Source organism: Mycobacterium sp. NGS66, assembly GCF_059812225.1.
The window spans coordinates 1-21,408 of sequence record NZ_JCALCG010000007.1 but is presented as its reverse complement, the minus strand read 5'-3'; the positions used below and the strand labels follow the sequence as shown (position 1 = coordinate 21,408).

21 protein-coding genes, 4 tRNA genes and 1 pseudogene are annotated in these 21,408 nt (G+C 64.0%); 9 read left to right on the top strand and 17 right to left on the bottom strand.

Features of this window, described 5'->3' with window-relative positions:
• Positions 1 to 16 precede the first annotated feature (16 nt).
• On the top strand, positions 17 to 793 hold the full coding sequence (pstB, locus tag AC5Y2L_RS14785; RefSeq protein WP_499935091.1) for a phosphate ABC transporter ATP-binding protein PstB: 777 nt from the start codon (positions 17 to 19) through the stop codon (positions 791 to 793).
• 65 nt (positions 794 to 858) lie between these two features.
• Here pstB and phoU read toward each other — a convergent pair whose 3' ends face one another.
• The 5 genes from phoU to AC5Y2L_RS14760 form a co-directional block, all read right to left on the bottom strand.
• Positions 859 to 1,515 carry a phosphate signaling complex protein PhoU gene (gene phoU / locus AC5Y2L_RS14780; RefSeq protein ID WP_499935090.1) on the bottom strand — a complete coding sequence of 219 codons (657 nt, stop codon included), beginning with the start codon at positions 1,513 to 1,515 and terminating at the stop codon, positions 859 to 861.
• Positions 1,516 to 1,571: 56 nt separating this feature from the next.
• Complete coding sequence (locus tag AC5Y2L_RS14775; RefSeq protein ID WP_499935088.1) at positions 1,572 to 3,710, bottom strand: LCP family protein; 2,139 nt, start codon at positions 3,708 to 3,710, stop codon at positions 1,572 to 1,574.
• A gap of 180 nt (positions 3,711 to 3,890) precedes the next feature.
• Entirely contained in the window at positions 3,891 to 5,024 is a 1,134-nt protein-coding gene (gene dusB, locus AC5Y2L_RS14770) for a tRNA dihydrouridine synthase DusB (RefSeq protein WP_499935087.1), read from the bottom strand.
• Positions 5,025 to 5,040: 16 nt separating this feature from the next.
• The gene (locus tag AC5Y2L_RS14765; RefSeq protein WP_499935085.1) at positions 5,041 to 6,057 is read right to left on the bottom strand and encodes an acyl-ACP desaturase; all 1,017 of its coding nucleotides are present in this window, start codon (positions 6,055 to 6,057) and stop codon (positions 5,041 to 5,043) included.
• Between the two features lie 127 nt (positions 6,058 to 6,184).
• Complete coding sequence (locus AC5Y2L_RS14760) at positions 6,185 to 6,826, bottom strand: TetR/AcrR family transcriptional regulator (protein WP_499935083.1); 642 nt, start codon at positions 6,824 to 6,826, stop codon at positions 6,185 to 6,187.
• Positions 6,827 to 6,893: 67 nt separating this feature from the next.
• On the opposite strand from AC5Y2L_RS14760, the gene AC5Y2L_RS14755 reads away from it, so the two are divergent.
• Positions 6,894 to 7,910: an oxygenase MpaB family protein gene (locus AC5Y2L_RS14755; protein ID WP_499935082.1), complete on the top strand. Its 1,017-nt coding sequence runs from the start codon at positions 6,894 to 6,896 to the stop codon at positions 7,908 to 7,910.
• Positions 7,911 to 7,920: 10 nt separating this feature from the next.
• Here the strand turns inward: AC5Y2L_RS14755 and AC5Y2L_RS14750 are convergent, their stop codons facing one another.
• From AC5Y2L_RS14750 to AC5Y2L_RS14740, 3 genes are read right to left on the bottom strand one after another with little or no spacing between them, the layout of a single operon-like run.
• On the bottom strand, positions 7,921 to 8,121 hold the full coding sequence (locus AC5Y2L_RS14750; protein WP_499935081.1) for a zinc transporter Slc39a7: 201 nt from the start codon (positions 8,119 to 8,121) through the stop codon (positions 7,921 to 7,923).
• A 28-nt stretch (positions 8,122 to 8,149) separates the two neighbouring features.
• On the bottom strand, positions 8,150 to 8,524 hold the full coding sequence (locus AC5Y2L_RS14745; RefSeq protein WP_499935079.1) for an ArsR/SmtB family transcription factor: 375 nt from the start codon (positions 8,522 to 8,524) through the stop codon (positions 8,150 to 8,152).
• 44 nt (positions 8,525 to 8,568) lie between these two features.
• On the bottom strand, positions 8,569 to 9,069 hold the full coding sequence (locus AC5Y2L_RS14740) for a nucleoside deaminase (protein ID WP_499935078.1): 501 nt from the start codon (positions 9,067 to 9,069) through the stop codon (positions 8,569 to 8,571).
• Positions 9,070 to 9,177: 108 nt separating this feature from the next.
• Here AC5Y2L_RS14740 and AC5Y2L_RS14735 point away from each other — a divergent pair, with 108 nt between their 5' ends.
• Complete coding sequence (locus AC5Y2L_RS14735; protein WP_499935076.1) at positions 9,178 to 10,080, top strand: SAM-dependent methyltransferase; 903 nt, start codon at positions 9,178 to 9,180, stop codon at positions 10,078 to 10,080.
• A gap of 5 nt (positions 10,081 to 10,085) precedes the next feature.
• Here AC5Y2L_RS14735 and AC5Y2L_RS14730 read toward each other — a convergent pair whose 3' ends face one another.
• The 3 genes from AC5Y2L_RS14730 to AC5Y2L_RS14720 all read right to left on the bottom strand — a co-directional run bounded on the left by AC5Y2L_RS14730 (position 10,086) and on the right by AC5Y2L_RS14720 (position 13,504).
• Complete coding sequence (locus tag AC5Y2L_RS14730) at positions 10,086 to 10,886, bottom strand: TIGR04255 family protein (protein ID WP_499935074.1); 801 nt, start codon at positions 10,884 to 10,886, stop codon at positions 10,086 to 10,088.
• A gap of 78 nt (positions 10,887 to 10,964) precedes the next feature.
• Positions 10,965 to 13,238 carry a serine/threonine-protein kinase gene (locus tag AC5Y2L_RS14725; protein ID WP_499935073.1) on the bottom strand — a complete coding sequence of 758 codons (2,274 nt, stop codon included), beginning with the start codon at positions 13,236 to 13,238 and terminating at the stop codon, positions 10,965 to 10,967.
• Positions 13,239 to 13,431: 193 nt separating this feature from the next.
• A tRNA-Lys gene (locus AC5Y2L_RS14720) sits at positions 13,432 to 13,504 on the bottom strand.
• Positions 13,505 to 13,629: 125 nt separating this feature from the next.
• Between AC5Y2L_RS14720 and AC5Y2L_RS14715 the strand changes: the two genes are divergently transcribed.
• The 3 genes from AC5Y2L_RS14715 to AC5Y2L_RS14705 all read left to right on the top strand — a co-directional run bounded on the left by AC5Y2L_RS14715 (position 13,630) and on the right by AC5Y2L_RS14705 (position 13,916).
• Positions 13,630 to 13,703: transfer RNA gene (locus AC5Y2L_RS14715), tRNA-Glu, on the top strand.
• 36 nt (positions 13,704 to 13,739) lie between these two features.
• Positions 13,740 to 13,816, top strand: a tRNA-Asp gene (locus tag AC5Y2L_RS14710).
• Positions 13,817 to 13,842: 26 nt separating this feature from the next.
• Positions 13,843 to 13,916: transfer RNA gene (locus AC5Y2L_RS14705), tRNA-Phe, on the top strand.
• Positions 13,917 to 14,015: 99 nt separating this feature from the next.
• Here AC5Y2L_RS14705 and AC5Y2L_RS14700 read toward each other — a convergent pair.
• Positions 14,016 to 14,180 (bottom strand): annotated as a pseudogene (locus AC5Y2L_RS14700) (tyrosine-type recombinase/integrase); the annotation flags it as partial.
• An 858-nt stretch (positions 14,181 to 15,038) separates the two neighbouring features.
• Here AC5Y2L_RS14700 and AC5Y2L_RS14695 point away from each other — a divergent pair.
• The 3 genes from AC5Y2L_RS14695 to AC5Y2L_RS14685 all read left to right on the top strand — a co-directional run bounded on the left by AC5Y2L_RS14695 (position 15,039) and on the right by AC5Y2L_RS14685 (position 16,976).
• Positions 15,039 to 15,434, top strand: a complete 396-nt coding sequence (locus AC5Y2L_RS14695; protein WP_499935071.1) for an XRE family transcriptional regulator — start codon at positions 15,039 to 15,041, stop codon at positions 15,432 to 15,434.
• A complete protein-coding gene (locus AC5Y2L_RS14690) occupies positions 15,431 to 16,108 on the top strand; it encodes an RES family NAD+ phosphorylase (RefSeq protein WP_499935069.1) in 678 nt (225 codons plus the stop codon). The genes AC5Y2L_RS14695 and AC5Y2L_RS14690 overlap by 4 nt, the downstream gene beginning before the upstream one ends.
• 334 nt (positions 16,109 to 16,442) lie before the next feature.
• Positions 16,443 to 16,976, top strand: coding sequence for a hypothetical protein (locus AC5Y2L_RS14685; protein ID WP_499935067.1), 534 nt, complete (start codon positions 16,443 to 16,445; stop codon positions 16,974 to 16,976).
• Positions 16,977 to 17,517: 541 nt separating this feature from the next.
• Here the strand turns inward: AC5Y2L_RS14685 and AC5Y2L_RS14680 are convergent.
• From AC5Y2L_RS14680 to AC5Y2L_RS14660, 5 genes are all read right to left on the bottom strand, one after another.
• Positions 17,518 to 17,838, bottom strand: a complete 321-nt coding sequence (locus AC5Y2L_RS14680; RefSeq protein ID WP_499935066.1) for a hypothetical protein — start codon at positions 17,836 to 17,838, stop codon at positions 17,518 to 17,520.
• Between the two features lie 2 nt (positions 17,839 to 17,840).
• Entirely contained in the window at positions 17,841 to 18,503 is a 663-nt protein-coding gene (locus AC5Y2L_RS14675) for a hypothetical protein (protein ID WP_499935065.1), read from the bottom strand.
• The gene (locus tag AC5Y2L_RS14670; RefSeq protein ID WP_499935063.1) at positions 18,500 to 19,339 is read right to left on the bottom strand and encodes a hypothetical protein; all 840 of its coding nucleotides are present in this window, start codon (positions 19,337 to 19,339) and stop codon (positions 18,500 to 18,502) included. The genes AC5Y2L_RS14675 and AC5Y2L_RS14670 overlap by 4 nt, the downstream gene beginning before the upstream one ends.
• A complete protein-coding gene (locus tag AC5Y2L_RS14665) occupies positions 19,279 to 19,659 on the bottom strand; it encodes a cupin domain-containing protein (protein WP_499935062.1) in 381 nt (126 codons plus the stop codon). Before AC5Y2L_RS14665 ends, AC5Y2L_RS14670 begins: the two co-directional genes overlap by 61 nt.
• A gap of 217 nt (positions 19,660 to 19,876) precedes the next feature.
• The gene (locus AC5Y2L_RS14660) at positions 19,877 to 20,515 is read right to left on the bottom strand and encodes a DUF8017 domain-containing protein (RefSeq protein ID WP_499935441.1); all 639 of its coding nucleotides are present in this window, start codon (positions 20,513 to 20,515) and stop codon (positions 19,877 to 19,879) included.
• Between the last annotated feature and the right edge of the window lie 893 nt (positions 20,516 to 21,408).

Genomic DNA, 21,408 nt, shown 5'->3' with positions numbered 1-21,408 from the left:
TGGGCAGGAGCAGTTAGTGGCTAAGCGACTGGACCTCAAACAGGTCAACATCTATTACGGGTCGTTTCACGCGGTCTCGGATGTGTCGCTGTCGATCCTGCCGCGTAGCGTGACGGCCTTCATCGGCGCCTCGGGCTGCGGCAAGACGACTGTGCTGCGCACGCTCAACCGCATGCACGAGGTCATCCCCGGCGCCCGGGTCGACGGGTCGGTGCTGCTCGACGACGAAGACATCTATGCCCCCGGCATCGACCCGGTGGGCGTCCGCCGGGCGATCGGTATGGTGTTTCAGCGGCCAAATCCGTTCCCGGCCATGTCAATTCGTGACAACGTGGTGGCTGGCTTGAAGCTGCAAGGGATCCGCAACCGCAAGGTGCTCGATGAGACCGCCGAGTACGCCCTGCGGGGTGCAAATTTGTGGGATGAGGTCAAGGACCGGTTGCACAAGCCCGGCGGCGGGTTGTCCGGTGGGCAGCAGCAGCGGTTGTGCATCGCACGGGCCATCGCGGTGCAGCCCGACGTGCTGTTGATGGACGAGCCGTGCTCCGCGCTCGACCCCATCTCGACGATGGCCATCGAAGACCTGATCGGCGATCTCAAGCAGAACTACACCATCGTCATCGTCACGCACAACATGCAGCAGGCCGCTCGGGTCAGCGATTACACGGCGTTCTTCAACCTGGAAGCGGTGGGCAGGCCCGGTCGACTCGTGGAGATCGACGAGACCGAGAAGATCTTTTCCAACCCGAGCCAGAAGGCCACCGAGGACTACATTTCCGGCCGCTTCGGTTAGTGCGGCGAGCAGACGGAAAATCCCCCGACACGCCGTTCGTGCGGGGGATTTTGCGTCTGCTCGCCTTAGCCGCTGCTTTCCTCCGGGAACTTGCCGGTCGCCTGGAAGATGACGCGCCGTGCCACTTCGACGGCGTGGTCGGCGAATCGTTCGTAGAAGCGGCCCAGCAGCGTCACGTCGACGGCTGCCGCCACGCCGTGGCGCCATTCGCGGTCCATCAGCACGGAGAACAAATGCCGGTGCAGGTCGTCCATCGCGTCGTCTTCTTCGCGGATCCGGGCAGCCTTCTCCGGGTCCCGCGACAACAGCACCTCTTGCGCGCTGTTGCCCAATTCGACTGCTACCCTGCCCATTTCGGCGAAATACCCATTAACCTCTTCGGGCAATGCGTGCTGGGGGTGGCGCCGCCGGGCGATCTTGGCGACGTGCAGGGCCAGCGCGCCCATCCGGTCGATATCAGCCACCATCTGGATGGCGCTGACGATGGATCTCAGGTCGCCGGCGACCGGCGCTTGCAAAGCCAGCAGGACGAAGGCGCTCTCCTCGGCGCGCGCGCTGAGCGCAGCGATCTTCTCGTGGTCGCTGATCACCTGCTCGGCCAGCACCAAATCGGCCTGCAGCAAGGCCTGGGTTGCCCGCTCCATGGCGATTCCTGCCAGGCCGCACATTTCGCCCAGCCGCTCGGATAATTCCGAGAGTTGCTCATGGTACGCGGTCCGCATGCGGTAAAGCCTACGTTCTCGGCATCGAAGTGGAGTGTCAGGCCGCGCTGAAACGCCTACTCGCAAGTGGTGTCGGCGGCGTTGGTGACCGCAAGGTCACCGGGCAGCTGGGTCGTCGGGCTGCTGGAATTGCGCTCGATCTGCATGGTCACCGACGAGCCGCTGGGCGGGGGAGCGGTCACCGAGCTGAAGTCCGGACCAAGGACGACCTGGACGACGGGCCCAATGCCGGTGACCCGCTCGACCTTCGATGTGCCGAATGCCGCAGCCACCGTGGCGGCCGCCTGTTCGTTGCCGGGGGAAAAGAACACGGTGGTGGCCCGCAGCGAGCTCGGATAGTCGTCCGGGGCCATCACGTTGAAGCCGTTGCGCGTCAGCTCGTTGCTGGCGATGGCGGCCAGGCCGGCCTGGGCGGTCGAATTGGAGACCTGAACGGTGACCTCATGCGGCGAGGTCGTCAAGACCTGCTCGCGGCGTCCTTCGGGCGTCGCGCTGGGTGCCGGCGCCTTGGTACTGGGTGCGGTGGTGGGCGTTCTGCCCAGACTCTGGGCGTTGTGATCGTTTTCCAGTGGTAGCGGATCGTCGTTGATGATGGCGGCGAACAGCGCCTTCATGTCGGCGGTGCGCGGCGGCTCGTCGCCGTTCTGGTCGGTTACGCCGGTGGGCACGGTGACGAAGGTGACGTGTCCGGCCGCTATATGCTGCAGCGATTGACCCAGCTGGACCAGGTCCTTGGTCCTGACGTTGTCGACGTAGCTGTTGCTGATAAAGATGTTGACGACGTTGTTGAGCTTGTTCAGGTTGAGCAGCGTGTTCGAGGAGATCAGCGTTCGCAACAGGGACGAGACGAACCGCTGCTGGCGTTTGATGCGGCCGTAGTCGCCATTGCTTTCGGTGGTGATCTGGCGGGCTCGCACATAGTTCAATGCGGTCGCCCCGTTGATCACCTGACGGCCGGCGTGGTCGAGCACCGTGCCCAGCTCGTAGTCCTTCAGCGGGGTGGTGCTGCATACCTCCACGCCACCGAGCGCCTCGACCATTCGCGCGAAGCCCACGAAGTCGACGGCGATGAACCGGTTGATGCTCAGCCCCGACAGCTTCTGAATTTCCTTGACCAGACATTTGGGACCGCCGAACGAGAACGTCGAGTTCAGCTTGGTCTCGGTGTAGACCATGCGCGGACCCGTCTTGCCGGTCTTCGGATCGTAGATCGGGCCGTACTTACCGGTTTCGGGATTCCAGGCTTCGCATTGCATCGGAGTGATCGCCAAGTCTCGAGGGAACGAGACCACCACCACCCGTTGACGATTGGCCGGGATATTGACCAGCATCACGGTGTCCGAGCGGGCACCGCCGGCATCGTCCGCGTCACCGGCGCCCATGTTGGCGTTCTCGCCGGCGCGGGAGTCCATTCCGACGATCAAGAAGTTCTCATCGCCGTACTGCCCGTTCGGGTCGATGATGTCCGCCGACTGCGGGTCGAGCGCGCTGACTGCTTTGAGGCGGTCGTTCTTGGAGTTGCTCCAATGCCATGCCGAGCCGGTCATGACCAGGGCCAGCACGGCGAACAGTGCCGCCAGCGAGCGGCCCGCAAGCAGCATCGGACGGCGGCGTTTGCGCTGTTCCCCGGGGTCTGTGGGAGCCGGGGAGGCCTTGGCGTCCGGCGTCGATTCTGCTGTGCGCTCGACGCTCGACGCGGCGTCGTATTCGAAGTCGTTCGGGTAATCGGCGGCACCGACCTCGGGAATTTCCGAGCTGAGGTCTTGCAAATACGCCGGGGTGTCGATGACGCGGGTGTCCAGCAACTCGTCCCGACCGTCGGCTAGGCCATCGGAGTCATCGGACGTATCGGCATCCGCGGCGAGATGACGGCTTCTGGGCCGGTCCGGCGGTGGCGCGCCGATTTTGGCGATCAGGTCCGCGACGCTGAGTGCGCCGTGGGCATGCGCAGCGCCTCTTTCCGTGCCCGGTTGTGGCTCTGCGGATGGCTGCACAGCCTCCGCCGCGGGTGGCTCGAAGGTGGGCGGCTCGGGTTGCCACAGGTGTGCCCCGTTGTCGGGTTCCGATGCGGGAAACCGCTCCCACGGCGCCGGGGCTCGCGTTCGCCGCGGACTAGGAGTAATTGGTTGGCCATTGCTGCCGGCGCCTGGAGTGCGCCGACGGCCAAGAGTGGCGTCGTACTCGCCGTCACCCATGTCCAGCCGGCCTCCGAAACTTTGATGCGGACGTCAGTGGTACCAAGTGCTGCGGTCACGTGTCGTGCCAGCCCCAGACCGGGTCAGCGTCGCCGCTTGCACCACCGCAACCGAAACGCAATGCAAGGCTCACATCGTACTGAGTTATCGGCCCGGACGCGATTTCGAGAGCGTCTCGGTTCAGCCACCCGAGTGCATGACGTCCGCCGCGGTCGGCACCGTGCAGTCGTCGGGATCGGTCAGCCAGCCCTCCGGCAATGCCACCCGCGCCGGTGAACCCTGCCGGCCACGCGGCCCGTTCGCCGCGCTGGGGAACGGGATACTGCGATCCAACCGGTCCAGCAGCGAATCGAGTTCGCCGAACGTCTTGACCAGCGCCAGCGCTTGCCGCAGATCCGATCCGGCAGGGAAGCCGTGCAGATACCAGCCGATGTGCTTGCGGATGTCGCGCATGGCCTTGTCCTCGCCGAAGTGCTCGCAGAGCAACTTCCCGTGCCGACGGATGATGTCGGCGACCTCGCCGAGCGTCGGGGGAGCAGGCGGCGGGCTGCCGGTGAACGCGGCCGACAGCTCGGCGAACAACCACGGCCGGCCCAGGCAGCCCCGGCCGATGACCACGCCGTCGCATCCGGTGGCGGCCATCATCGCCAGTGCATCGCTGGCGTCGTAGATATCCCCGTTGCCGAGCACCGGAATGGTCCGCACCTGCTGCTTGAGCGCGGCGATCTGGTCCCAATCGGCGTGGCCGGAATAACGCTGTGCCGCGGTCCGGGCGTGCAGCGCCACGGCGGCGGCGCCTTCGGCTTCGGCGATGCGCCCGGCGTCCAGGTGGGTGTGGTGGTCGTCGTCGATGCCGATGCGGAACTTCACGGTCACCGGTACCTCGGTGCCTTCGGCGGCGCGCACCGCAGCGGCGACGATCTGACCGAACAATCGCCGCTTATAGGGCAGCGCTGCCCCACCTCCGCGCTTGGTCACCTTGGGCACCGGGCAGCCGAAGTTCATGTCGATGTGGTCGGCCAGGCCTTCCTGAGCGACCATCCGGGCGGCGGCGTATGTGGTGGCCGGGTCGACGGCATAAAGCTGCAGGGAGCGAGGCGACTCGTCCGGGGCGAACGTCGTCATGTGCATGGTGACCGGATGCCGTTCGACGAGCGCTCGGGCGGTGACCATCTCGCAGACGTAGAGCCCGCTGACGGTACCGACCTTCGACAGCTCCAGCTCACGGCACAGCGTCCGGAATGCGACGTTCGTCACTCCGGCCATGGGAGCCAGCACGACCGGGCTGGCCAGCGTGATCGGACCGATGCGCAAGGTTTCTGGGCGCCGGCTACCGGCGGCTCATCGCCAGCTTGCCCGCGGTCTTGTGCAGCTCTTGGGCGGTCATGCGCTTGCCGGTGCGTTCTTCCCGCTCGATGTGGCGCTGCTTGGACACCTCGAACTTGTCGCACGCCATCTCGAGCTCCTTGATCAGCACGGCAAGGTCGTCGCGCAGCTCGGCTGCCTTGCCGGTGAAGTCCTCGCGCTCGAAAATGCGCCATTTCTTGAGGACGGGCATGACGACCTCGTCGAGGTGGATGCGCGGGTCGTACACGCCCCCGACCGCGATGAAGACGGCCTTGCGGCGGAACTCGGGCACCTGGAAACCGGGCATTTGGAAGTGCCGCAGAATCAGGTGCAGTGACTCCATCGCCTGGTTGGGCGCGAGGTCGAACGCGGCCTCGCTGACGTCGCGGTAGAAGATCATGTGCAGGTTCTCGTCGGCCGAGATCTTGGCCATCAGCTGGTCGGCGACGGGATCGTTGCAGGCCCTGCCGGTGTTGCGGTGTGAGATGCGGGTGGCCAGCTCCTGGAAACTGACGTAGAGGATGGAGTCGGTCAACCGGTGGGCGAAGTACTCACCCTGGTGGTTCTGGCCGGGGCTGAAGCCGCGGTTGACCACCTCGATACGCAACTTCTCCAGCTCGACGGGGTCGACGGCGCGGGTGACCACCAGGTAGTCGCGCAACGCGATGCCGTGCCGGTTCTCCTCGGCGGTCCAGCGGTTCACCCACTGCCCCCAAGCGCCGTCCATGCCCATGTTCATCGCGATCTCGCGGTGATAGGACGGCAGGTTGTCCTCGGTGACCAGGTTCTGCACCATCGCCACCTGGGCGACATCGGAAAGCTTGCTCTGCTCCGGGTCCCAGTCCTGCCCGCCGAGCGCGTAGTAGTTCTTGCCGTCCGACCACGGGATGTAGTCATGCGGGTTCCACGGTTTGTGCACGCTCAAATGCCGGTTCAGGTACTTCTCGACGACCGGCTCAAGCTCGTGCAACAGCTGCAGGTCAGTCAGCCGGGCTGACATGGCGCCCTCCAGTTATCTGTGTCTGATGGTTGCAGTCAATATATCTGTGTATCCCAGTAGCATCAAGTTTCCCGGGTCCCGGCGTGGCGCGCCTCAAATGGCTGGCTCGTCCTAGGGGTGGGATGCGTCAGTCGCCGGGCGCGGACTGCGCCGGTTGGTCGGCTTCGCGCAGCTCACGGCGGGGAACGTAGGCAGCCGCCGTGCTTAACAGCATGTCCACGCAATAGTCGATGAACCGTTCGCGGGTGACGTCCAGCTGACCGTTCAGGTATGCGGTGAACAGGCCGGTCAGGCCGCCGATCAGGCTGGTGGCGACCAGTTTTTGCAGCGCCGGGTCACCGATCCGGGACAGCTTGCGTTGCAGCAGCTCGATGAAGTTGGGCATCCATTCCGCGCCGGATCGGGTGAGTATCGGCTCCACTGCCGGTGCCAACAGCAGCACGCGCCCGCGCACCGGGTCGTCGACCATCAGCGCGACGAATTGTTCGACGGCTTCCCGGGGCGTCTTCGCTGAATTCAGCGTTGCCATTGCGCGCGAGCACACGTCGTCGTAGACGGCACGGACGAATTCGTCGCGGTCGGAGAAGCTTTCGTAGAAGTAGCGTTCGGTCAGCGCCGCCTTGCGGCACACCGCGCGAACAGTCAGCGCGGGTCCCCCGTCGCCGCCGAGCAGCTGGACGCCGGCGGCCAGAAGATCGTCCCGGCGAAGGGCGAGGCGACTCTCCAGCGGGACGCCGGACCAACGGCCGCGTCGTTGACCGGATTGCACATCGCTCCTAAGCTAAAAGTGACAACGCATGTAGTCAGAATCTCCGATATCCACAGGGAATTGACCAGTGACTCAAGATACGTCCGCAGCGTGCCCGCTGACCAGCAACAGAGCTGGCCTCAGTGAACTAGCGGGCGGATGTCCCGCATCACCGTCGGGATACGACGCCCCGCCGATGCCGCTCGGGCCGGATTCCCTGACTTGGCGCTACTTCGGCGACTGGCGCGGCATGCTGCAGGGGCCGTGGGCGGGATCCATGCAGAACATGCACCCGCAGTTGGGCGCGGCGGTCATCGATCATTCGACGTTCTTCCGCGAACGCTGGCCGCGGCTGATGCGGTCGCTGTATCCGATCGGCGGAGTGGTGTTCGACGGCGACCGGGCCCCGACTACCGGCGCCGAGGTCCGTGACTATCACACCGCGATCAAGGGCGTCGACGCCCAGGGCCGCCGCTACCACGCGTTGAATCCCGACGTCTTTTACTGGGCACACGCCACCTTCTTTGTCGGCACCATTCATGTGGCCGAGCGGTTCTGCGGCGGACTGACCGAAGCGCAGAAGCGCCAGCTGTTCGACGAACACGTGGAGTGGTATCGCATGTACGGCATGAGCATGCGGCCGGTGCCGGCGTCCTGGGAGGAGTTTCAGGACTATTGGGATCACATGTGCCGCAACGTGTTAGAGGACAACTTTGCCGCGCGCGCGGTGCTCGATCTGACCGAACTGCCCAAACCGCCGTTCGCCCAATGGATTCCGGAGAAGCTCTGGGCCGGGCAGCGTAAACTGCTGGCGCCGTTCTTCGTCTGGCTGACCGTCGGCCTTTACGATCCGCCGGTTCGCGAGTTGATGGGCTACCGGTGGTCGCGCCGCGATGAATGGCTGCATCGGCGCTTCGGCGACGTCGTGCGCTTGATCTTTGCTTGTGTGCCCTTCCGGTACCGGAAGCACCCGCGGGCCCGGGCCGGCTTCGATCGCGCATCGGGCAGGATCCCGGCCGACGCACCGCTGGTCCAGACGCCGGCGCGTAACCTGCCCCCGCTCGACGAGCGCGACAACCCGAAGCACTACTGCCCGGCGGTCTGATCCGCCCGGTTCAGCCGTGGATATGGCTGTGGATGTCTTCCAGCCCGGACTGATGCACGTGTTCGTGCGTGTGCTCGGTTCCGTCGTCGTGTGAGTGTTGGTGCTCATGCGCGACATGGTCGTGGTCATGCGTGGTGTGCGCGTGCGTGTGAACCTCGTCGCCGTGCTGGTGTTCGTGTGCGTGCGGGACGTCGTGGGTGTGCTCGGTCATTTCCTTTTCCCTCCTGTGGCGCGGTGATTTAACCGGCGTCGGTGACGCTTTGAAGTCCGCCTTCGGCGCGGTGATGCCGCGGCACGCCTGGGCCGGCGTGCTCGGCGTTGTGGACGGCATCGATGACGAGCTGACGGACGTGGTCGTTTTCCAGGCTGTAGAAGATGGTGGTTCCCTCCCGACGGGTGCGCACCAGCCGGGCCATCCGCAACTTCGCAAGGTGCTGGGACACCGACGGCGCCGGCTTGCCCACATGCTCGGCAAGTTCGTTGACCGACATCTCGCGACGTGTCAGTGACCAGAGCACCTGCACCCGCGTGGCGTCGGCCAGCATGCGGAACACCTCGACCACCAGGCTGGCCTGGTCGGCCGGCAAGCAACCTGTATCACTATTTGCATGCATACGCAGATAATAGCCAAAGGGCCGGCGGGTGGCCAGCGCCGGTTTCAGCCGGGCGGCACCACCGTGGATCTGCGTTGGCCGCCATTGCGCTCGTTCCACAGTCGGTAGACGTCCACCGCGGCGTCGTTGGGCTCATAGCGCATGGGTAATCGCCGTTGGTCCCAGTTCTTGGCGAATTCCTCGTAGAAGGTGGCGACCTCGAAGTACTTGCGGTCGTCGAGGTAGTACTGCTCGTACGACTCGCGCATCACCAGGAAGATCACCTCCGCCGGCGAGCAGTAGTACAGCGATCCCAGGCACATCGGACACGGGTGCGCCATCACATAGATAGTGGCGTCCACCAGGTGCTCGGTGCCGAGCTTCATGCAGGCCTCCCGGATGGCGAGGATCTCCGCGTGCGCGGTTGGATCGTGGGTTTGGGCGACCTTGTTGGCGCTTTCAGCGAGGACTTCGCCGTCTTTCACGATCACCGTCGCGAACGGCCGACCACCCTCGGCGACGTTCTGGCGAGCAAGGTCAATGGTCCGCTGAGCAAAATCCGTCACGGGTCCTCCGGTGCGAGAAGTCGATAACTCGCCACGGTAGCCCTGCGGTGCGTCACCGTGTGCTATTAACTAGGTTGTCTATCTTTTGTGATGTGGGCGGGAGTAGGGATGGCGCGCACCGATCGGGACCGCTGGGATCTCGCCACGAGTGTCGGGGCGACGGCGACCATGGTTGCCGCCCAGCGGGCATTGGCTTCCGAACGTTCCTTCATCGACGACCCGTACGCCGCGCCGCTGGTGCGTGCCGTTGGCATGGACGTCTACGTCCGCCTGGTGAATGGGGAGATTCCCCGTCCTGAGGGCTCGGAGTTCGATCCGGACCGGATGGCCCGGGGGATGGCCTGCCGGACGCGGTTCTACGACGAACATTTCCTCGGCGCAGCACGCAGCGGCATCGAGCAGGTGGTGATCCTCGCGTCCGGTCTGGACGCCCGCGCCTACCGGCTGCCGTGGCCGACGGGCACCGTGGTCTACGAGGTCGACCTGCCGGAAGTGATCGAGTTCAAGACGCAGACGCTTCAGGATCTCGGTGCCACGCCGACGGCGGAGTGGCGGACCGTCGGCGTCGATCTGCGCGACGACTGGGCCACGGCGTTGCGGTCGGCGGGATTCGATCCGCGGGCCCGTTCGGTGTGGAGCGCGGAAGGCTTGCTGGTCTACCTGCCGGATGACGCCCAAGACGCGTTGTTCGACAACATCACCGAGCTCAGCGCCCCCGGTAGCCGACTTGCCTTCGAATTCGTCCCAGACACAACGGTTTTCACCCAAGACCTGTGGCGCGACCACTACGATCGGATGGCCGAACTCGGGTTCGAAGTCGACTTCAACGATCTGGTCTACCACGGCCATCGGGGCCACATCATCGAGTATCTGAACCAGCGCGGCTGGCGGACGTCGTCGCGCACGACGGCAGAGTTGCACGCCGCCAACGGTTTTATCTACCCCGACGACGGCATAGCGTCGGCGTTCGCCGACCAAACCTTCAGCACTGCGGTGCTAGGCGATACGTGAGATACCTACTGCGGTAACAGATCGTCCTTGATACGACTGCTGATCATCCCGTGAAATGTGTTGCGGGCCGGACCGTGCAGATCTTGCAGGATCGACATCAGCGCATCGCGATTGAATTCCGGAATCACGCCGGGCGGCGTCCAAAAGCTGTCGATATCGATATGAAAGTACGGTCCCGGCTGGACTGGCGTGGCGCGGCGGAGGTGGTAATTCGGGTCGACCGCCTGACCGACACCCGGGCCGTAGCGCACGATGACCGCTTTGTTGGGCTGCGGGTCGCGGAAGACCGCGGCACCCTGCCATTCGGTGAGCGCCATGCCGGCCGGCGCGATGGCCTGCGGTCCGAGCAGCGCCGGGTTGATCCAGTTGCCCCATGCGATGCCGCCGTCTTCGCTTGGCGGAACACGTATTTCGAGCACATACCGCAGTCCGATGCGTTCCATGCCGGCGATCGAGGAGACTTGCGCCCTGGCGTCGACGACCCGCATCACGGTATCGAGGAATGTCGCGAAGCTTTGGTAGGCGGTGGTCTCGACGATAATGGCCTGACTTCTCAACGAGGCGGCGACGGTGTTGTCGCGGTTGACGTAACGGATGAAGCGCTCTGCGGTTGGCTGCGGGGCGGCGCCGGGGGCCACCATGCCCCAACTCACGTCCTGGGCCTGATGTTCGATGGGCAGGTGATCGATCAGTAGACGTTTGATCTCCGAGCGCGACGAGTCGGTCAGCGAATCCGTTACCGGGTGGCGGATTTCCATGGTGACCAGGGCGATGGGCGCGGTTGGGCTTACCTCATCGGGATTCATCTCGGGAAGCTTAGCCAAGCGATCCGACGACCGAACTGTGGCCTGAACGACCGGTTAACCGGCAAGCCGGGTACCGGCCTACGCGGCGTTGACCAAGAGTGCGTACTGCGCCGCCGCACGCTGGCGGACGTCTTTTTCCTCGTTGCTCCACACCACTGCGACGTATCGCCCGTAGGACACCAAACACTCGAAGCGCTCGTTGGCGTCGTCGGACCAGATTGCTTGCTTCTGCTCGTAGCACCGGGCGTTCGGGACTCCGTCGGGCCCTGCCACGTCGTGGTCGATGTATTGCTCTCGATCTGACTCGGCCCACTTGGGCACCAGCGCACTCGCTGCGCTTTCGTCTTTCACCCGCAGCAATCCACTGTCCTTACTGTGGGCGCACCGGTCCACCCCGGCCTGGCCGGGCAGCCCGTCCTTGAGGCTCTGTCCGCTGAAACACAGCGTGGCCGCCCGCGGACCCATGCTCCAGAACTCTGCGGACACCTTGGGCAGCTCTCCCGCGACGAGAATTCTGCTAAGCATGTTGTCCGGATCGAGCGGCAGCGAGGTCAGTGAGTAGTCCTCGGCCGGAATGAGCTTGCCTACCAGCGGCTTTTGCAGGTCGAAGGTGCGCTTCACGCGCTGCACCAGGTAGTTCAAGTCGCCGTTGGTGCTGCTTGCGGTGGCAATCGTGGCGACCACCCGGCCCGAGGCCATGGTCGCCGACATCGAAGCCCAATTGGGGCGGTAGTGCGCCTTGGCTTGTGGATATCCCGGGATGGCAAGGTGCCGGTTTTCCGAGTTGTAGTTGAAGTCGATTTCTTCCATCTCGGTCGCGGCACGTGCCGCCGCGTCATCGTTGGGAAAGCTCGTCAACACGACCATCAACGTGTCTCCGGACTTTTCCCGGGCAAACTCGGGGACGCGCTTTGAAAAGCCTTGGACCAGATAGGCACTGATCATGCCGTATTTTTCCAGCACTGGCTGCACCAGCGGGGTGCCGGTGCCCGCAAGCAACGAGGCGGTTTTGTTTCGGTCCGGCGACGGTAGTCCGACGAGGTAACTCAGCTGGGGGTCGACGTCGAACGGATTTGCAATGCCCTCGGCGAGGCGAAACGCCTCGAGATACGCGCCCTCGTCTTTGGTTGTCGGGCCTGGCAAAGGCCGCGGCTTGGTCCCGTAACGTCCCACGTCGAGTTTGCTGAGATCGGGACTGTGTGCTTGGGAGGTGTGGCTGGTCAGCTTCCAGATGCCGAGGCCAGCGGCCAGGGCGACGACGAGGGCCACGGCCGCGGCGATGAGGATCCAGCGGCCCCGCTTCCCGCGGGCGGGTGCAGGTGGCCATGGCGGTCCGGTCGGCGGGCCGAAAGGACCGGTGCCGGGACCGAATTGGTAAGGGGCCGAGGGTGGCCCGAAGTTGGGCGGCGGCGTGTGCTGCCCAGGCGGGGTGTGCTGTACCGGGGGAGTCTGCTGCACGGGGGCAGTGGGTGCCGGGGCGACGGTCTGCGGCACCTTGAAGCTGGCAGTCGGCGAGCCCAAGGCGGCGACGGCCGCCTCCGCCGTTCGGGCGAACTCGCCGCTGGATGGATAGCGGTCTTCCGGCCGCTTGGCCATCCCGCGCGCGATAACGTCGTCCAGTTGCGGCGGTAGCCCCGTGCGCGCGCTCGCTCGTGGAACCGGCTGGGTCAGGTGCGCGGCCACCAGGCTTGCCCGGTCGCCGGAAAATGGCGGCGATCCGGTGAGAGCTTCGAACAACACGCACGCCAGCGCGTAGGTGTCGACGCTGTGCGTCACCTTGGTTTCGTCGCCGGCAAACCTTTCCGGCGCCATGTATGTCCACGTTCCGAGCGTGTCGCCCACCTGCGTCAGCTTCTGCTCGGTCGCGGCGTTGGCAATCCCGAAGTCCACCAGATAGACGAAGTCATCGGCCGTGATCAAAATGTTTCCCGGCTTCACATCGCGATGCAGCACCCCCGCGGCGTGGGCCGCATCGAGTGCCGAGGCGACCTGGCGTATCACCGATACCGCCTTTGCCGGCGGCAGTGGTCCGGACTGCTTCAGCATGGTGTCCAAGTCGGTGCCGTTGATCAGCCGCATGTCGACGTAGAGCTGTCCGTCGATCTCGCCGGCGGAGTGGACCGGCACCACGTGCGGATCCTGCAGTCGTCCGGCAATTCGCGCTTCGCGCTGCAGTCGCTGTCGGTAATCCCGGTCCTGCGCGTACGTTCCGGAAATCAGCTTCAATGCGACCACTCGGTCCATGACGGTGTCTTGGGCCTCGTACACGGTTCCCATGCCGCCGCTGCCGATCAGCCGCTTGAGTAGGTAGGGCCCGAATTGCGTCCCAATTTGCGGGCCTGTATCGCTCATTGCCGTCTCCTGTGTCCGGACGCCCACTCATCGGCCATCATCCGAACGACAAGTCGACCGCCGTTTGCCGCGCGGACAATGTAGAGGCATCCTAAACCGCTTGCTGCCACCGTGCCGATGTGCTGGCAGGGCTTTTTTGCGGCTGATGGGCGTTTGCCACGGGACTGGTTTCGTGCGCGTTCGCGCGTCTGGGTGCCCCCACTAGGACTCGAACCTAGGACCTACGGATTAAAAGTCCGCAGCTCTACCAACTGAGCTATAGGGGCGCGGAGACTCAAGGATACTGCGTTGCCCAGCGACGCTCGTTTGAGGATTGGGGCTGCGGTAACCTAAGCTGACGTGGCTCCCAACGGTGACCACGTTGCGAGTGCCCCGGAGAGATTCGGTTCTGGCCCCCTTCGTCTAGACGGCCTAGGACGCCGCCCTTTCAAGGCGGTAACGCGGGTTCGAATCCCGTAGGGGGTACCCGCGACGCGGGAACGCCGAGCGGAGCTAGAGCAAGGCCCTGTGGCGCAGTTGGTTAGCGCGCCGCCCTGTCACGGCGGAGGTCGCGGGTTCGAGTCCCGTCAGGGTCGCCAGCACGGCGAGGCACACGCTGCCTTCCGGCCAGGTAGCTCAGTCGGTATGAGCGTCCGCCTGAAAAGCGGAAGGTCGGCGGTTCGATCCCGCCCCTGGCCACCGGGATTTACCGCGTTCGGAGCCGTAAAGCTCGTTACGGCGGCGCGTCGATCGTTGCTGGAAATCGTTGGTATGGGACCAAAATGGGGCCAAACTCGATCAGCCGCCGCACTTATGAAAGTCGTCGAGGGAGCCGAGCGCGGTGGCGATGTCATCCAGTTCGTCGTCAAGTAGGTCCGCATACGTGTGCGCGGTTACGGGGATGGACGCGTGGCCCATCGCCGTCTGGAGGAGTCTGAGGTCGGCGCCGGCCCTCCGCGATAGGGCGGTGCCGCTCCATCTTGGAGACGTTAGTCACCGTGTGTGCGTGGTGAGTTCGTTGTGCAGCATGTCTGGGCCGGACCGAGCTTAGATCGTTGCTGCAGTTCTTGCATGTCGATGAGCCGGCCGGTACCGCTTCATGACCGGGTCTGACAGGGCGGCTCAGAACTCCCAATGGTCTTGTGCAGAAAGCTATCCGGTCCCGCTTGCGCAGGTGTCTTCGACATGTTGTCGGTTTTGTTCGCGTGTCAGCGTGACCGCCTCACAGGCGTTGTGGCGAATCACTGTGTCGGCGACCAATTGATTGCCGAGGTCGAAGGTGCGTTGGCTCCAGACAACGTCGTTGTAGAGCTCTATCAGCTCACGCGCAGTGCATCTGCTTGTCATGCCGACCTGGCGATCAGGGTCCGAAGACTCAGTGCGTCGATGGCCATCGCTCCCAGTCCCTTTGCGAGCATGGCATTTTCGAGTACCGAGCCCATAGTGGTCCTACTGCCTGACGCATGTGGCCGCTGTCTCTGTCCGACGGAATCTCGGGTTGTGGTCTGTCATCGACGGGCGGCATGCCCAGGAGTAGATGTGGCTCGCATTCGCGCCATACGAACCCGAATCGGTTCATCCACCGGAACCGACCCGACCTCCGGTTGATGGAGTGGATTGATAACAACGACAGGGCAGTCGCAGAGACGTCTGCGCCAATGTGACCCTGCGTAATGACAAGGCCCCGGAGGTATCGCACCCTGCCAGGATTGGGGCGTCTGGGTAGGCTTTATGGTGTAGTTTTTAGGTGAATAATTGGCTAGGTCCGTGGTAGTGTCTGCAGCAAGACCAGGCGATGAATTGCGAAGTTGGAGATGTGCGATGCCCGTCTTGACAGTCTCAGCAGCGCAGCGCCTCGACGATGAGGCGGCGACGCGTTCGATTCGCGAGGTCGCCGCGTACTTGCAGGACGCGGTTGGTCAGCGGGTAGCTGCGGCCATTGGGGGGCTGGCCGACGCCAAGCAAATCGGCCGCTACGCCCGGGAGAGCGGTCCTGAGCCGCACGGCGCGACCGAACGCCGGCTGCGCGAAGGCTACAAGGTCGTGAAAATGATCGTCGACGCCTACGACGCCAAGACAGCGCGCGCGTGGCTGTTCGGCACCAACACTCGGCTCGACGACCGCGCTCCGATCGAGGTACTCGGCGCCGCATCCGACACCGCGCAGTTCGCCATGGTTGTACGCGCCGCGCGGCAGGTCGCCAGCTTCCAGTCGTGACCCAAAAGGCCAGCGACCTGCCAGCTCGATGGCGGGTGGGCTACTACGCCGATCCGCTCGGCTTCACCCCGCTGGATCTTTACTCGTTCAACCACCGCTTTGACGACATTCACCGCCGCTTCCGCACGCTCTATTGCGCCGATTTGCCAGAAACGTGTCTGCGCGAGGTGCTCGCTGATTTTCGGCCCAACCTCGGCGCGATGCGCCGCCACGTTAAGCGCTATGGGCCCGAGGGCGCCGACGACTTCGCCCCGGCGGCCGTGACCGCTCGGTGGCGCGCACAGCACGTCCTGGTTCCCGTCGACTTGCGGCTCGACGGCGCCTTGATCGATCTCACCGACGTGCCCACCCGCCAGAAGGTCGAGGAACGTCACGTCGAGTTGCTGGTCGAGCACGGATTGGAACACCTCGATCTGCACGAGATCACCACCAGCCGTCGCGTGATCACCCAGACGATCGCCGCAGACCTATTCGACCGAGGCGCCAGTGCCGTGCGCTTTCCATCTCGCCTGGATGGCAATCCATGCGTCGCGCTTTTCGAAAAGCGCGGCACCGTCAACGCGGCGGGCGACCCCATGCCACTCACCGACCCGCCGCCCGAAGCGCTCACAACGGTCGCACAGACGTGGGGGCTCAAGCTCGAGCCCGCATCCGCGGCCAACCGCGACAACTGAGTTCCATGGGTGGCGTAGCTAACGAACATCCAATGTGCTGAGGTTGACCGCTTGCATCCTGCGGAGGGGAGGCGAGCACACGAGCGCGCGAAGTTTGTTGGATGACAAGGGAAGAAGTCGACTCGGCATTGGATCCCGCCTTTGCCGTACGTATCCCACCAACACGCGCAATCGCGTGTCCACGACGGAGTGAATCTTGTTCCGGGTTAGGTTAGTCAATCTCCACCGCTTCCAGCACATGATTTCAGGACGGCCAAAGAGTGACTGAGAACCAATGCGGATCGACGGCTCATGTCTGCTTGCAGCCAACGAACGGCCAAGGCGGCCACAGCAAATGAGAGGCACCGTCCGTGTCGCCGCCGCCATCATCGCCATCGCCGTGGCCGCAGGCTGCCATCCCGGGCGCTCATCCAACACCTCCCCGCCACCGACACCGATGAGGAACGGGCAGTGGGATGTATGCGGCGGTCTTTCGGCCGACGTTGAACATCGAGCCGGCTTTGTCAGTCCTAGCAAGGACGAACTCGAGAGAGGCTACAGTCAAAACGGATCGGGAGACGATCCACGCTCATGTGACCGGGTCACGAAAGACCTCTCTCTCACCTTCGCCACCTGGAGCGGGGCGGCTTACGCAGCGAAACATGGGCTCGGATCAGCCCCCTACCCGAACGCCAGCGTCGTGACCATCGATGGACGGCAGGCCAATCAGTCATACAAGACCGATCACGACTGCCGTCTTGAGTTCCATCTGCAAAACGGCAATGTCATTGTCATTAACGCAAGCACCCGCTCGGAGCAGTCCACGACCCCGGCATGTGATTTGCTGCGGCCGATGGCGGCTGGCGTGTCTCCCGCCATGCCCCGGTAGAGAAGACGACCACGCAGGGCCATGGTGAAGCTACGGTTGGCCGCTCGGATTTTGTTTATAGTCCTGTACTGCCTCGAACTCGTCCACGCTGAAATGCCGCTGGAATGAGCCGAGCGCCACGGCAGCGCTCACTCCTAGGGCGATGGCAGGCAGAAGTAGGAATAGCGGGCCTAAAGCAGGAATGCGAGGACGCCTGCGCGCCGTCTGTCCACGGCGTTATCTATTGCTTCCACGAGCGCGGATCGCCGTTGGTCATCGACAGTCTGTGGTAACTCGCGTTTCTTTGAAGTGCTAACCAGTGTCGCGCCACGGACAGCGCACCAGCTCGTCCAGCTAATGGACACCGCGACCGGAGAGGCACGCCGCCGAAAAGTCCGGCGACGTCGGCTCCTCTGCGGCCAAGGCGGACTCGCCGGGGGCTATGCGCTCGTCAATGACGGACCGGGATTCGCCTCCCAGCTCGCGGCGGCGCTGCAGTTTGCGGCTCCGGCGCGGCACCCCAACAGCGCCTGAACAGTTAAGCCGCAACAAAACGACACAGTTAAAGCAGCTCGTCGTCGTCCATAAGCCGGCGAAGGTGTGCGGCCCATTGGTGTTGCACATGGGAGCGGCAGTAGTCCTCGATCCGTTCTCGTTCTTCTGGTGGAATGCTTCTGCCGTTGGCGGGATGGTCGTCGAGCCAATCGGTGATTCGTTCCTCGACCATGTCGTGATACAGCTGCCGGAATCGCTCTTGCTCGCTGGCACGGGAGGTGTCTGGCTGATCGGCGGATTCATCTTCTGATCGGCGTGCACCGGCAGGGAGTTTGCCGGTTTTGAGTGCGATGAGCACGTCCGGGTGCAAATCAGAGGTGTCGGCCACGGTTAGAGGCTTTCTTGGGAGGGCCATCCCGGTGTTGAGACGGGGCTCTTATCGACCGGCGGCACGCTGGGGAAGCAGGGACTGGGATCGTAGTGGTCGCCGGGATAGCTGTAGAAGGTGGCATACCAATCCCCGAAAACCGACACCACTGGGGCAGGCGCGGGACCTTTCTGATTGGCCGGTGGTGATGTGCCGACCCGGACATACCGAATTTCGTCGAGGCCGCCGCCGGGGGACTCGCTGCCGTCCGGCGTGATGGATTGAGAGCTGCACACATCGGCGATCACGGAATTGTCGGGTTGGACGGTGAAATTGATAACCCAGTGCATGGCGTATCCGTAGACGGCGCCGCCGCCGCCGTTTTCCCCCCGGCCAGTTTGGTTGGCATGGACGAATCCGGGGTAGGAGCCTTTGCTGCTGTCGAGGTTGAAGAGACGGACGAGCATGCCTTCCGCGAAGGCGCGGATGAAGGTGCCGTCCGGGCTCATCAGGTCCAGCGCGGGGGTGGCGACCCAGTGAGTCGAGTAGTGGATGGTGTCGGGCAGGTGATAACCGGCGGCGGCGGAGGGAGTGGTGGATGCCTGTGGTGGGGGTGAATGCCCACATCCGGTCAGCAGGACCAGCGCGACCGCAGATTCGCGGGCAAGCTTAAAACGGTGTGTCATCGGGTCGGGGGGTGGCGGGCGTCTTCGGGCGCGGACAGAGGGAGGGGACCGATGGTGAGATCGGTTAATCCGCTCTGATAGCCGTGTTCCTTACTGTCCCACACCTGACCTAGGTGCACCGAGGGGTCATTAGCCAAAGAAAGCCTCTCGTACAGTCTGTCGAAATCATCTTGATTTCTAACTACGGCGTTCCAGTTGAGTTTTCCGTTCGGGTCGACGAAATTGACGATGCGACCATCGGCGGTGGTGAAGTTTTGGAATTGTGCCAGCGCGCTGGGGTGTCCATCCAGGTAGCCCTGCACGATGTTGAATTGGCGGTAGTGCCCGTCCACGAGTTGGGTGAAGAGGGTGCTGGTGTTGTCGAGGGCTTTGGCCCAGGCGGTGTCGGACAGTTTGGTGGGGTCTGCGGGAAGCCCGAGAATGTCGTCTTTGGCCTCGCCGGCGGCGAGGTTGGCCAGATCTTGGACGAGGGAGACGGCCTTTCCGCCGGGGATGAATCCGGCGGCGTCATTGAGGATTTCTTTGGTGGTGTCCCAGTGTGCCGAGCGGTCGTGGTAAGAGCGGAGGGCATCCCAGTTGCTGTTGGCTCTAAACGCGTCGAGTTCGGCGTTATCGGCGGTATGGACCGCTTGGGTGAGTTGGCCGGCGTGGCGGCCCAGTTCAGGGTCACCGGTGAGTCCGAAGTTATGGGCGAAGTGCTGTTCCCACGCCGCGGCGCCGCGGTTGATCGCCTCGGCGGAGGCGGGGTCGGAGTCGAGCACCTGGATCATGTTGCTCAAGTCGTTGACGTTGGTGAACCCGCGGATCGCGTCGTTTTGGATGCCCGGGATGGGCACTCCGTCCAGGTTGCCCAGGAAGGGGATGAGGTTTTTGGTCGCCGTTTGTACCAGTGCGGGGTTGAGCTGGCCGAGTCCCTCATAGCCGCCGTGGCCGTTGGGGATGTGGGCGGCCAGTAAGTCTTTGTTGTTGGCCAGCAGGTGCGCGCCTCACCCGCCGCGAGCAAGAAGTAGATGGCTGTGCCACTCGGACGCTGATGTCCCCGGCCAGGAACCTCAACGACGACGTCGCTTCGCCAGGTTTCCCGGTACCAGCCGCCCTCCGGGTGAGGGACCAATCCCAGGATCCGAGCAGTATCTGGAATCGACGCGTCGACCACCACCCCATCCTAAAAGGTCAAAGACGACGATTCAGGCGCGCAAGTGCAGGAGCCGGTACTGCCCAAAGGGCGCTACTCCCGGCAGCACGACGCTCCCCGACAACTCAGCGGCGAGGGATAACGCGGGAGTATCCGAAATTCGGTGTACGTGGGTCCAGTTGTTAGCTTCGACGTCCCTTGTGCGCCAGCGCATACGGTCGAATAACGGCTGTGGCGTTCAGGCAGCGCGGCGCAAAGTTCCGATCAGTTGGTCAGCCAGTTCCGCAGGCGGGTCACCAGGATTGCCCTGATTCATCGACACCACGAACAGCACAGTTCCGGGCTGATCTGGCACCGTGGTGGCAACCATCGCATGTAGTGCACTCGGGGCGCTGCACTTGCCCGGGCCGATGTTGGTCACTGCCGCCACGATTTCGACAGCGGGAGTGCCACCCACCGTTAGTGGGCGTGGTGAACTGAGATTCACGGTTGGAACCACCCCGTCCTCAGAGGTGTAAATGTCCTTGACCAGTGCGCCCTCGCTGCGCACCGCCTCGTTGATGTCGGCAGTGCTGGCCCCCGGCACACCGGTCACAGCGAGGTTCTCCTTGCAGGCCGGATTGGCAAGCTCGGCGGAGCCGCTCATCGCGCGAATCGGGCAGTAGCCGAACGGACCGTCCGAGCATTTCTTTTCCCAGCCGACCAGGGAGGTACATTCGTTGACCTTCCACCCGGGCGGCACGTCATAGACCAGGCCACGGGGGCTCAAAACAGTCGACCACCCCGCTGGTGTTTGCGGGCCTGGCCCAGCCGACCGGCCTTTGCAGCTACCAGCGTGCGGCGCGGCCGGGCCCGGGATGCTCGCGGTTGACGGCATCGACGGCGACGAGGAGCTCGGTGCTGGCGCCGCGGACGTGCTAGGCCACGTGGTCGACGTTTGAGCTTCGGTGTCAGCCGGTGAACGCGTGGCCAGCTTCCACACCAACACAGCGACCAGCAACGCAACAACGATGGAAGCGGCAATACCGGCGATCACCCACCGGGTGTATTCCGGCTTGGGCGGCGGGAACCGCGGAGGGGGTGGCGGTGGTGGGTAGCCACTCGGGTAGAAGGGCGGGTGCTGGTAATACGCGAAGCCGTCCTGGCCAGCTTGGCCGTACGGCGGGCCAAACTGGCTATGCCCTCCGAAAGGGGCATTTTCTGGGTAGGGCACCGGACCAAACGGCGACTGCGGGCCACTCATCGTCACTCCTTACAGCGGTGGTAGGCATGCGCCGGCACGCCCAGGGGCAGTAGTCGATCCGGGCTGCCGCCGAACCCTAGCAGCTCGGCCGCTGTGATCGAGACGCCCAGGCCGCGCCGAAGTCTGGCGAGGACGGTTGTCAGGTAGCAGCGATCGGAATGGGTGTGATCGCTGCGCACCACCTTCGCTTCGGGGAGCCTGATATAACATGCCCGCTTATGCTGCGATTGCGTCTCATCGCACCGATCCTGCTCAGCGTGCATGCGCTTTCCGCTGCGGGCTGTGGTGTGCACTCCCCGACAGCCACACCACCCATCCCACGGGCGAGCGGCCCGTCGCCGGACTCCACGAGCATGATTCCTTCTCCCACGGTCACCATGACAGCAGGAGACAGCGGCACCGAACCCACGACGACACCTGCATCTACGCCCACTGCTGCACCAGCCAATGCTCTGACTATGACCTGTACGGAATTCAAAAGCTTGGACCCCCTTACTAAAAAAGCCGTTGTGGGCGCAGTTATCGCG